The organism is Cupriavidus sp. HPC(L) (assembly GCF_000307735.3).
Classification (GTDB): domain Bacteria; phylum Pseudomonadota; class Gammaproteobacteria; order Burkholderiales; family Burkholderiaceae; genus Cupriavidus.
Genome location: NZ_AMPR02000081.1, coordinates 1 through 10,327, shown reverse-complemented (window position 1 = coordinate 10,327; position 10,327 = coordinate 1). Strand labels below are relative to the sequence as shown.

10 protein-coding genes are annotated in these 10,327 nt (G+C 69.0%); 3 read left to right on the top strand and 7 right to left on the bottom strand.

Annotated features, from left to right (window positions below; translation table 11 throughout):
* The 7 genes from murF to coq7 form a co-directional block, all read right to left on the bottom strand.
* Positions 1 to 723, bottom strand: a 723-nt coding sequence (gene murF, locus B551_RS06495; RefSeq protein ID WP_043437785.1) for a UDP-N-acetylmuramoyl-tripeptide--D-alanyl-D-alanine ligase, incomplete at its 3' end; no start/stop codon positions are given.
* Between the two features lie 50 nt (positions 724 to 773).
* Positions 774 to 2,315 carry a UDP-N-acetylmuramoyl-L-alanyl-D-glutamate--2,6-diaminopimelate ligase gene (locus tag B551_RS06490; protein WP_023263708.1) on the bottom strand — a complete coding sequence of 514 codons (1,542 nt, stop codon included), beginning with the start codon at positions 2,313 to 2,315 and terminating at the stop codon, positions 774 to 776.
* Entirely contained in the window at positions 2,312 to 4,156 is a 1,845-nt protein-coding gene (locus tag B551_RS06485; protein WP_006579883.1) for a penicillin-binding protein 2, read from the bottom strand. The genes B551_RS06490 and B551_RS06485 overlap by 4 nt, the downstream gene beginning before the upstream one ends.
* Positions 4,153 to 4,506, bottom strand: a complete 354-nt coding sequence (gene ftsL, locus B551_RS06480; protein WP_006579884.1) for a cell division protein FtsL — start codon at positions 4,504 to 4,506, stop codon at positions 4,153 to 4,155. The genes B551_RS06485 and ftsL overlap by 4 nt, the downstream gene beginning before the upstream one ends.
* Positions 4,503 to 5,501 carry a 16S rRNA (cytosine(1402)-N(4))-methyltransferase RsmH gene (gene rsmH, locus B551_RS06475; RefSeq protein WP_023263707.1) on the bottom strand — a complete coding sequence of 333 codons (999 nt, stop codon included), beginning with the start codon at positions 5,499 to 5,501 and terminating at the stop codon, positions 4,503 to 4,505. The genes ftsL and rsmH overlap by 4 nt, the downstream gene beginning before the upstream one ends.
* Positions 5,502 to 5,508: 7 nt before the next feature.
* Positions 5,509 to 5,937 carry a division/cell wall cluster transcriptional repressor MraZ gene (mraZ, locus tag B551_RS06470; protein ID WP_006577764.1) on the bottom strand — a complete coding sequence of 143 codons (429 nt, stop codon included), beginning with the start codon at positions 5,935 to 5,937 and terminating at the stop codon, positions 5,509 to 5,511.
* Positions 5,938 to 6,385: 448 nt separating this feature from the next.
* The gene (gene coq7 / locus B551_RS06465) at positions 6,386 to 7,012 is read right to left on the bottom strand and encodes a 2-polyprenyl-3-methyl-6-methoxy-1,4-benzoquinone monooxygenase (RefSeq protein WP_006577765.1); all 627 of its coding nucleotides are present in this window, start codon (positions 7,010 to 7,012) and stop codon (positions 6,386 to 6,388) included.
* Positions 7,013 to 7,337: 325 nt separating this feature from the next.
* On the opposite strand from coq7, the gene B551_RS06460 reads away from it, so the two are divergent.
* The 3 genes from B551_RS06460 to B551_RS06450 all read left to right on the top strand — a co-directional run bounded on the left by B551_RS06460 (position 7,338) and on the right by B551_RS06450 (position 10,274).
* The gene (locus B551_RS06460; protein WP_006577766.1) at positions 7,338 to 8,450 is read left to right on the top strand and encodes a porin; all 1,113 of its coding nucleotides are present in this window, start codon (positions 7,338 to 7,340) and stop codon (positions 8,448 to 8,450) included.
* A gap of 195 nt (positions 8,451 to 8,645) precedes the next feature.
* Positions 8,646 to 9,665, top strand: coding sequence for a tripartite tricarboxylate transporter substrate binding protein (locus B551_RS06455; protein ID WP_006577767.1), 1,020 nt, complete (start codon positions 8,646 to 8,648; stop codon positions 9,663 to 9,665).
* A gap of 105 nt (positions 9,666 to 9,770) precedes the next feature.
* Positions 9,771 to 10,274: a MarR family winged helix-turn-helix transcriptional regulator gene (locus B551_RS06450; RefSeq protein WP_006577768.1), complete on the top strand. Its 504-nt coding sequence runs from the start codon at positions 9,771 to 9,773 to the stop codon at positions 10,272 to 10,274.
* The last annotated feature ends 53 nt before the right edge of the window (positions 10,275 to 10,327 follow it).

The window sequence follows — 10,327 nt, the reverse complement described above, 5'->3', positions numbered from 1 at the left end:
GGCGGCGGCGCGCCAGATGCCGGCATGCGCGCCGCCGCTGGCCGCGTCCACCGGGAACACCGCGGTGCCGTCGGCCGGCAGCGCGGCCAGGATGCTGGCGTGCTCGTGCGCGACGGCCTCGACGCTGACCATGAATTCCTGGTGTTCGCGCTGCGCGTTGGTGATCACCGCGACCGCGGGCTGCGCGATCGCCGCCAGCGTTGCGGTCTCGCCCGGATGGTTCATGCCGAGCTCGAGCACCGCCAGCCGGTGGCTCGGACGCAGCCGCAGCACCGTCAGCGGCAGCCCGATGTCGTTGTTCAGGTTGCCGCCGGTGGCGAGCCGCTGCGGCTCGCCGACCGCCGCGGCGAAGATCGCCGCGATCATTTCCTTGACCGTGGTCTTGCCGTTGCTGCCGGTCACCGCCACCGTCGGCAGCGTGAAGCGGGCGCGCCAGCCGGCACCGAGCTGGCCCAGCGCGATGCGCGTATCCGGCACGACGATCGCCGGCAGACCCGGCGCGGCGGCGCAGATATCGCGCTCGACCAGCACCGCGGCGGCGCCCCTGGCGGCCACGTCGGCGATGAAGTCGTGCGCATCGAAGCGTTCGCCGCGCAGCGCGACGAACAGGTCGCCGGGCTCGACGGTACGGCTGTCGGTATGCACGCGGGCGAACTGCCGCGCGCCATCGCCTTCGACGCGCGCGCCGGCGATCCAGCCCGCGGCCTGCTGCAGGTCGGTCATCGTCTGTTCCGGTGTCGCCTTCGCGTTCATATCGATACTCATGCCGACAGTCATGCCGATACCCCGCGCGCCGCCAGCGCCAGGCGGACATGCTCGCGATCGGAGAACGGCCGCTTGCGGCCCTGGATTTCCTGCGTGGCCTCGTGGCCCTTGCCGGCCACCAGCACCACGTCGTTCGTGCCGGCATGCTTGACCGCATAGAGGATGGCCGCGGCGCGGTCCTCGATCTGGCGGCCGCGGCGGAAGTCGCGCATGCCGTCGGCGATCGCATCGAGGATCGCCTGCGGGTCCTCGCTGCGCGGGTTGTCGCTGGTCAGCACCACCTCGTCGGCCAGCCGTTCGGCCACCGCCCCCATCTGCGGGCGCTTGCCCGGATCGCGGTCGCCGCCACAGCCGAACACGCACCACAGCCGGCCCTGGCGCGCCGCCACCACCGGCCGCAGCGCGTTCAACGTCTTCTCCAGCGCGTCGGGCGTATGCGCGTAGTCGACCACGGCCAGCGGCCCTTCCTGGCCGCCGAACAGCTCCATGCGGCCGTCCACGGGGCGCAGCGCGCGCAGCGCGGCCAGCGCCGCGTCCCAGGCGACGCCGTTGGCCAGCGCCGCACCGAGCACGGCCAGCAGATTGCTGACGTTGAACTCGCCGATCAGCGGCGTGGTGACCTCGGCGCTGCCGAAGCTGCCGTCGACCTTGAACACGGTGCCGGTCGGGGTCGCCTTGACGCCAGTCGCGCGCAGCCATGCCGCGCCGCCGCTGAAGCCGGTCGCGCCGGCGGGGCCGCCGATGCCGTACTCGATCACCTGCCGCGCCGCCATGCCGGCCGCCAGCAGGCGCCGGCCCATCGCGTCGTCGCGGTTGATCACCGCGGCCTGCAGCTTCGGCCAATGGAACAGCAGCGTCTTGGCCGCCTCGTACTCGGCCATGGTGCCGTGATAGTCGAGGTGGTCCTGGGTCAGGTTGGTCAGCACCGCGACCTGGAACGGCGTGCCGGCGACGCGGCCCTGCTCGAGACCGTGCGAGGACACTTCCATCGCCACCGCGGCCGCGCCGGCGGCATGCAGCTCGGCCAGGCTGTCCTGCAGCTGGACCGCGTCGGGCGTGGTGAAGCCGGTGTGCTGCAGCGCGTCCGGAAAGCCGCTGCCGAGCGTGCCGATCGTCGCGCAACGGGTGCCGGCGGCCTGCAGCACGCGCGCGAGCCACTGGCTGCACGAGGTCTTGCCGTTGGTGCCGGTGATGCCGGTGATCGCCAGGCCGCGCGCCGCGTTGCCGTACCAGGCGGCGGCGATCGGCCCGGCCAGCCGCTCCAGCCCTTCGATCGGCAGATGCGGCACGGCGTCGCCGTGCGGCCAGTCGTAGCCGCGGCGCTCGTAGACCACCGCGGCGGCGCCGCGCGCCAGCGCCTCGGCGATATACGGGCGGGCGTCGGTCGACAGGCGCGCGTTGCCGAGCACATAGGCGAAGAAGACGTCGCCCTGGCGCAGCCGGCGCGTGTCGCCGGTCAGCCGGGCCGTGTCCGCTGCGTGCTGGCGCAACCAGGCCGCTGCCTTGGCAGCGGCCTGTTCGAGGGCGGCGTGCTTGCTGCGGGCGGTCATCGGGCGGTGCTCCCGGATCCGCGGGCGGACAGGGTTTCGGGCGGCGTATCGGGCAGGGTCTCGGGCACGCTCTCGGTGACCACCAGTTGCCGGATCGGCGAATCGGGCTGGACGTTCAGCGCGCGCAGCGTGCCGCCGGTGATCGCGGCGAACACCGGGCCGGCGACCGCGCCGCCATAGTGGCTGCCGGAGGTCGGCTCGTCGACGCTGACGGCGACGATGATGCGCGGGTTCGACATCGGCGCCAGGCCGATGAACGAGGCGCGGTACTTGCTGCGATCGTAGCCGCGGCCGACGTGCTTGTAGGCGGTACCGGTCTTGCCGCCGACGCGGTAGCCCATCACCTGGGCCTGCGTCGCGGTGCCGCCCGGAGCCGTCACCATTTCCAGCATGCCGCGCACATCGCGCGCGACCTGGGGCGAGATCACGCGCTCGCCGCTGGCCGGACCGTCGGTGCGGAACATCGTGATCGGGATCAGTTCGCCGTCGTGGGCAAAGATCGTATAGGCGTGCGCCATCTGCATCAGCGACACCGACAGGCCGTAGCCGTACGACATCGTCGCCTGCTCGATCGGCCGCCAGCTCTTGTACGGGCGCACGCGGCCGGCGGCGGCGCCGGGGAAGCCGAGCTTGGGCGCCTGGCCCAGGCCCAGGCTGGTGAACATGTCCCACATTTCCTGCGGCTTCATCAGCATCGCCATCTTGATGGTGCCGATGTTGCTGGACTTCTGGATCACGCCGGCGACGGTCAGCGGCCCGTAGTTGTGGGTATCCGAGATCGTCGCGCGTTCGAAGGTGTAGCGGCCGTCGGTCTGGAACACCGTCGACGGCGTCACGCGCTTCAGTTGCAGCGCGAGCGCGGCGGTGATCGGCTTCATCATCGACCCGGGCTCGAAGGTGTCGGTCAGCACGCGGTTGCGCAGCTGCTCGCCGGACAGGCGCGCGCGGTCGTTCGGGTTGTAGCTGGGCCAGTTGGCCAGCGCCAGCACCTCGCCGGTCTGCGCGTCGAGCACCACCGCGCTGGCCGCCTTGGCCTTGCTGCGCTCGGCCACCGCCTTGACCTCGTTGAAGGCCAGGTACTGGATCTTGGCGTCGATCGACAGCTGCAGGTCCTGGCCGTCGCGCGGGCTGCGCAGCACGCCGATGTCCTCGACCACGCGGCCGAGCCGGTCCTTGATGACCTGGCGCGCGCCGGCCTTGCCGGCCAGCACGCCTTCGCGGGCCAGCTCCATGCCTTCCTGGCCGCGGTCCTCGACGTTGGTGAAGCCGACGATGTGCGCCATCGCCTCGCCTTCCGGGTAGAAGCGCTTGTACTCGCCGCTCTGGTGCACGCCGTCGATCTTCAGCGCGGCGATTTTCTCGGCGACATCGGGCAGCACCTGGCGCTTCAGGTAGACGAAGCTCTTGTCCTCGGTCAGCTTCTTGCGCAGCTCCTTCTCGGACATGTCGAGAAGCCGGGCGAGCTGGCGCAGCTTGCTTGCATCGAGGCTCGACGGTACGTCCTCGGGCACGGCCCAGATCGCCTTGACCGGCAGGCTGGTGGCCAGCACCAGGCCGTTACGGTCCAGGATCTTGCCGCGCGTGGCGGGCAGCTCGAGCGTGCGCTGGAAACGCTTCTTGCCCTCGGCCTCGTAGAACTGGTTGCCCGGGCCCTGGATCCACAGCGCGCGCACGGCCAGCGCGACGAAGGCCGCGAACATCAGGAACACCACCAGCTTGGAGCGCCACATCGGCAGGCGCAGGCCGAGCACCGGGCTGGCCGAGAACTGACCGGAGCGCGGACGCGTGGCGGCCGGCCGCGCGGCGCGCGGGCGGTTCAGGCTGGGGCGGGCCATCGTCATGGACGGGCCTCCGCGTTGGCGCTGGACTGCTGCTTGTCTGCGCCATTGGCCCCTTCGCCGGCCGCGGCGCCCTCGGCGCGCGGCAGCACGATGCCCTGCAGGTATTGGGTGCGGCCGGGGCTGACCGGCGACATTTTCAATTGCGCGCGGGCCGCGTCGGCGATGCGCGCGCTCTTGGACAGCGCGCTCTGCTGGTATTGCAGCCGCGACCACTCGGTCTCGAGCTGGCGCTCCTCCGACTGCTCGCGCTCGAGCGCGACGAACAGCGTGCGCGCCTCGTGCTGGGCGCTGACCAGCGACAGCGCGCACAGGATCAGTGCGCCGAGCAGGAAGAAGGTCAGGCGGTTCATGCGCGCGCCCCGCCCTGCGGTGTCGGCGCCGCGGGCGCCAGTTTTTCAGCGACGCGCATCACGGCCGAGCGCGCGCGGGGATTGTCGGCGACTTCCTGGGGGCCGGGCTTGAGCCGGCCGAGCAGCTTCATCGTGGGCTGGGGCAGGTCGGCCGCGCGCAGCGGCGCGCGCCGCAGCGCCGGATCGGCGTCCTGCTGCGGGCGTGCGTGCGCCTGCATGAACCGCTTGACGATGCGGTCCTCCAGCGAATGAAAGCTGATCACCACCAGCCGTCCCCCTACCTCGAGCAGATCGTAGGCCGCGCTCAGACCGCTTTCGAGGTCCGCAAGCTCTTGATTGATGAAAATCCGTAGAGCCTGAAAGGTGCGGGTCGCAGGGTCCTGACCCTTCTCGCGTGTCTTGACGGCTTTCGCCACGAGCGCGGCAAGGTCGGCAGTAGTGGCGAGGCGTCCGCCATCGCCGGGTTCGCTCCGGCGAGCAACAATCGCCTTTGCAATCTGTACAGCAAACCGTTCTTCCCCATAGTCTCGTATCACCCTCGCGATGTCCTGCTCGTCGGCCTGCGCCAGCCACTCGGCGGCAGTGATGCCGCGCGTGGTGTCCATGCGCATGTCGAGCGGGCCCTCGAACCGAAACGAAAACCCCCTCGCTGCGTCGTCGATCTGGGGCGAGCTGATCCCCAGGTCGAGCAGCACGCCCGCGACCTTCGCGCCGGCCAGGCGCTCGCCCATGGCGGCGAAGCTCGCGTGCTCAATAGAGAAGCGGGCATCCTTGATGGTGCCCGCTTCTGCGATTGCTGCCGGATCCTTGTCGAAGGCGACCAGTGCCCCTTCGGGTCCCAGCCGCGCCAGCACGGCCCGGCTGTGCCCTCCCCTGCCGAAGGTACCGTCCACGTACACGCCGTCGGGCCGCCACACGAGCGCATCGACGGCTTCGTCGAGCAGCACGGTGCGATGGCGCAGGGGGGTGGGCCCCGGCGTACGGGTCGGTTCCATAACCACTTCAGAAAGAGAAGTTCTTCAATGCTTCAGGCATGCCCTGGGCCATCGCCTGCTGTTCCTTGGCGGCGTAGGTCGCGGCATCCCAGACCTCGAAATGGCTGCCCATGCCGAGCAGCATCACTTCCTTGTCCAGCATGGCGGCGCTGCGCAGCTCCGGCGCGATCAGCACGCGCCCGGCGCTGTCCATTTCGACGTCCGCGGCATTGCCCAGAAAAATGCGCTTCCACCAGTGCGCGTCCATCGGCAACGCCGCAATCCGTGTGCGAAAGGTTTCCCATTCCGGCCGGGGAAAGAGCAGCAGGCATCCATCCGGGTGCTTGGTCAGCGTCACCCGGCCCTCGGCCTGTTGTTGCAGCGCTTCCCGGTGCCGCGTCGGAATCGACATCCGACCCTTGGCATCGAGGGAGAGCGCCGATGCTCCCTGAAACAAGTTCACCCCCGTCCCGCGCCTGCCTGCGGCGGCTTGGCGTGGCGTTGACTGGTCCGCTTCGGCTAGTGCACATCATCCCACACCGAAGCCCTTTCCTCACACAAAAATACACTTCCTCACACTATTCCCCACTTTAGAGGAAGCCTATTGGGCGGTCAAGGCTCGTCAACGGTGCTAAAAAGGCGTTTTTCGGAATCAGAACAAAGACTTAGCGCAGGGCGAGCGCGCACCAGGAAGGTGAATTCCTAATGAAATGAAGGTCTTAGGGGAGAAAGCCGAGAAACCACCTGAGAACTACGAGGGGAGAAGTCGCTGGCGCAAGGAAATACCGCGGTCCCGAGCCCGGCCAAAGGATACAACGATTCGGTGCCGGGGGCCCTTGGGGCGAGCCCGCAGCGCGCGCCGGTCCAGGCGGTCCGGCGCCGCGCGCAAGGTCGGGGATGACCAGTCAGATCCGATAGGCGGTGGTGGTCATCACGCGCGAGGCCGCGCGCATCGCCGCACGTACCGGAGCCGGCAGCGTGATACCCCCCGCTTCGCGCGCGCTGGCCCCGTGGCGGGCCTCGTCGTCGCGCATCTGCTCGAGGATCGCCCGCGAGCGCGCGTCGGCCGCGGGCAGTTGCTCGAGATGGCCGATCAGGTGCTGCTCGACCTGGCGCTCGGTCTCGGACACGAAGCCCAGGCTGGCGCGATCGCCGGCGCGTCCGGCCAGCCAGCCGATGGCGAAGGCGCCGGCATACCACAGCGGGTTCAGCAGGCTCGGTCGCGAGCCCAGTTCACGCAGGCGCTCGGCGCACCAGCCGAGGTGATCCTCCTCCTCGCGCGCGGCGGCATCCATCTGCGCGCGCACCGCGCCATCGCGGGCGGTCAGCTTCTGCGCCTGGTACAGCGCCTGGGCGCAGACCTCGCCGACATGGTTGACCCGCATCAGCCCGGCGACATGCCGGCGCTCCCCGGCGTCGAGTTGCGTGTCGTCATGTTCGCCCAGCGGCTCGGCCGGGCTGGGCCGCCCCGCTCGGGTCGCGCCGGTGATGGCGCGCAGGGCGACGTCGAATTCGTGGATCAGCTTGTCCATGTCGGTACGGCGGAGGCGGCACGCGTGACGGTGAAAGTGACGACGAGCCGCCTTGGGTCGGTTCGGGGAATTCCCGCATTGTACCGCCCCCGTTTCGGACGTCCCGCACCGGGCGCCTTGCCAGTACTGGCTTGGGCTGGCGGGCTACTCCAAAACCCTGAGTTGTGAAAAGCCGACAATAGAACGACTGTGCGATTGTGCAAACAAGGCCGTTTGTTACAGTACCTGACAACTTCTCGCGAAGTTGGGTGCGTGGGCCATGGAGAGCTCAGGAGGCTGCCTCGCGCATCACACCAATAATTCTTACTACAGGAGATAAACCAGCATGAAGAAGTCGCTTCTTGCATTGGCCGCGCTCGGCGCTTTCGCCGGCACCGCACAGGCCCAATCGAGCGTCACGCTGTACGGGGTGGTCGACGCCAACATCGAATACGTCAGCAACATGTCTTCGACTGCGGCCGGCACGGCTGGATTTCCGGGTCGTGGAGAAAACAAGTTCGGGGTGACTTCCGGTGGCCTGTCCGGTTCGCGCTGGGGTCTGCGCGGCGTGGAGGATCTCGGCGGCGGCATGAAGGCGCTGTTCGTGCTCGAAAGCGGCTTCGGCGTCGATGATGGCCGCATGCAGCAGGGCGGCCGCCTGTTCGGTCGTCAGGCGTACGTCGGGATCGAGAGCAACCAGGTCGGCCGCTTCACCTTCGGCCGCCAGTACACCTCGATGTTCGATGCGTTCGCCAACTTCTCGCCGACCGGCTACGCGACGCAGTATGAACCGATCGCCTATCAGCTGGGCACCAACTTCCGTTCGGACAACACCGCCAAGTACACCGGCAAGTTCGGTCCGGTCACGGCCATCGCGCACTGGTCGTTCGGCAACGGCGTGGCCGGCACCGGCGAAGTCCCGGGCCAGTTCCGGCGCGACACCGGCTACGGTGGCGCGGTGGCGTACGCGGCCGGTCCGCTGGGCGTGACCATCGCCTACGACCAGTCGAACCCGACGGTGGCCAACACCGGCGGCGACACCGCGACGTTCCGCAAGGCAGGCGCCGCGGCCAGCTACGCGTTCGGCCCGGCCAAGCTGATGGCCGGCTATCGTTGGGGCCAGAACAAGGCCCCGAACGACGCCACCATCTATCGCGACGACTACTACTGGGCCGGCGCCAACTACCAGGCCACCGCCGCGCTGGGCCTGACGCTGGCGTACTACTACGCCGACGTCAAGAACCTGAACGGCGTCAACGCTCCGAACCCGTGGCAGGTCAGCTTCGTGGCGGACTACAACATCACCAAGCGGACCGACATCTACCTGACCGCGGCCTACACGAAGAACGCCGGCCTGAACTTCGACAGCGCCGTGATCAGCTTCGCCAACGGCTACCCGCTGGGCGCCGGCGAAGACAATATGGTCGGCGTGGGCATCGGCATCCGCCACAAGTTCTAAGAGCAACGGCAACACCGCGGGCACGCCCGCTTTCGAAAGGCACCTCCGGGTGCCTTTTTTGTTGGGCTGGCCACGCCGCCATAGGGCTTCACCTCATCGGCAGCGCTGCGCCGGCGCCACTAGAATGCAGCAGTCCCGCCGGCCCGCCGGCAGGCACAAGACGATGCGCCAGCAGGCGCCCGAGGAGACGAACCGATGCAAGCAACCCGCCGCCGCGCGCTGCGCCTGACCCTGGCCGCCACCCTGAGCGGGCTCGCCGCGACGGCATGGCAGATTCCCGCGCACGCCGCCGATCCCGGCAGCTATCCCGCCAAACCGATCCGCATGGTCGTACCCTTCGCCCCCGGCGGCACCACCGACATCCTGGCGCGCGCGGTCGCCGCCGAGCTGTCGAAGCTGCCGGGCTGGAACGTGGTGGTCGACAACCGTCCCGGCGCGGGAGGCAATATCGGCGCGGAGATCGTCTCGAAGGCCGAGCCCGACGGCTATACGCTGCTGATGGGCACGGTGGGCACGCATGGCATCAACCAGTCGCTGTACGGCAAGCTGCCGTACGACCCGATCAAGGACTTCGCGCCGATCACGCTGGTCGCCGCGGTGCCCAACGTGCTGGTGTTGAACCCGGCGTTCGCGCAGCAGAACAAGATCAACAGCGTCAACGACCTGATCGCGTACGCGCGCGCCAATCCCGGCAAGCTGAACATGGCATCGAGCGGCAACGGCACCTCGATCCACCTGGCCGGCGAACTGTTCAAGACGCAGACCCGGACCTTCATGGTCCACTTCCCGTACAAGGGCAGCGGCCCGGCGCTCACCGATCTGGCCGGCGGCACCATGCAGGTGATGTTCGACAACCTGCCGTCGTCGATGTCGCTGATCAAGGCCGGCAAGCTGAAGGCACTCGCGGTAACGAGCGCCAGGCCGTCGCCGGCGCTGCCGGACCTGCCGACCATCGCGCAGGCCGCGAAGCTGCCCAGCTACGAGGCCAGTTCCTGGTTCGGCCTGCTGGCGCCGGCCGGCACGCCGCCCGCGATCGTGTCGCGGATCCAGCAGGAAGTCGCCAAGGCGCTGGGCACGCCGGCGATGCGCGAAAAGCTGCAGGCCCAGGGCGCCGAGCCCGTCGGCAATACGCCGGAGCAGTTCGCGCAGCATATCCGCGCGGAAACCACCAAGTGGGCCAAGGTGGTCAAGGACTCGGGCGCCAAGGTCGACTGACCGCCTCGCCGCACTCGGGCCGCGCCGGCTGCCTGAGCCAGCCTCGCGGTCGGCCAAACGCATATACTTCAGGCGTCAACCATTTTTCTTCGATGCCCGCCTGCAATGCCGACCTCCGCCGCCGACGCCGCGCCCAACGCGGCGCCAGTCGATCTCGAAACCCGTGCCGATGACGCCAGCCACGAGGCGCTGCGCCTGTGGCTGCGTCTGCTGACCTGCACCAACCTGGTCGAGGCCGATATCCGCGGCCGGCTGCGCGAATCGTTCGGCTGCACGCTGCCTCGCTTCGACCTGATGGCGCAGCTCGAGCGCCATCCCGAGGGCCTGAAGATGGGCGAGCTGTCGCGCCGCATGATGGTGACCGGCGGCAACGTGACCGGCATCACCGATCAGCTGCAGCAGGAAGGGCTGGTTTCGCGCGAGCCGCTCGCCAACGACCGGCGCGCCTATCTGATCCGGCTGACGCCGGCCGGCCGCGCGGCCTTCACGCGCATGGCGCGCGCGCACGAGCAATGGGTCGAGCAGCTGTTCGAAGGGCTCGCCGAGACCGAGCGGCGCGCGCTGTTCAAGCTGCTGGGCCGTCTCAAATCGACACTGGTGTCCGCATGAAATCCCTGATGCCGCAACCGAGGTTGCAACAGCGGCCGCAAGCGCAAGCGTTG

Bases quoted from the DNA above. Each gene is read 5' to 3' on its own strand.
- B551_RS06490 (WP_023263708.1), bottom strand. From the start codon at position 2,315: ATGACCGCCCGCAGCAAGCACGCCGCCCTCGAACAGGCCGCTGCCAAG.
- B551_RS06485 (WP_006579883.1), bottom strand. From the start codon at position 4,156: ATGACGATGGCCCGCCCCAGCCTGAACCGCCCGCGCGCCGCGCGGCCG.
- ftsL (WP_006579884.1), bottom strand. From the start codon at position 4,506: ATGAACCGCCTGACCTTCTTCCTGCTCGGCGCACTGATCCTGTGCGCG.
- rsmH (WP_023263707.1), bottom strand. From the start codon at position 5,501: ATGGAACCGACCCGTACGCCGGGGCCCACCCCCCTGCGCCATCGCACC.
- coq7 (WP_006577765.1), bottom strand. From the start codon at position 7,012: ATGGACAAGCTGATCCACGAATTCGACGTCGCCCTGCGCGCCATCACC.
- B551_RS06460 (WP_006577766.1), top strand. From the start codon at position 7,338: ATGAAGAAGTCGCTTCTTGCATTGGCCGCGCTCGGCGCTTTCGCCGGC.
- B551_RS06455 (WP_006577767.1), top strand. From the start codon at position 8,646: ATGCAAGCAACCCGCCGCCGCGCGCTGCGCCTGACCCTGGCCGCCACC.
- B551_RS06450 (WP_006577768.1), top strand. From the start codon at position 9,771: ATGCCGACCTCCGCCGCCGACGCCGCGCCCAACGCGGCGCCAGTCGAT.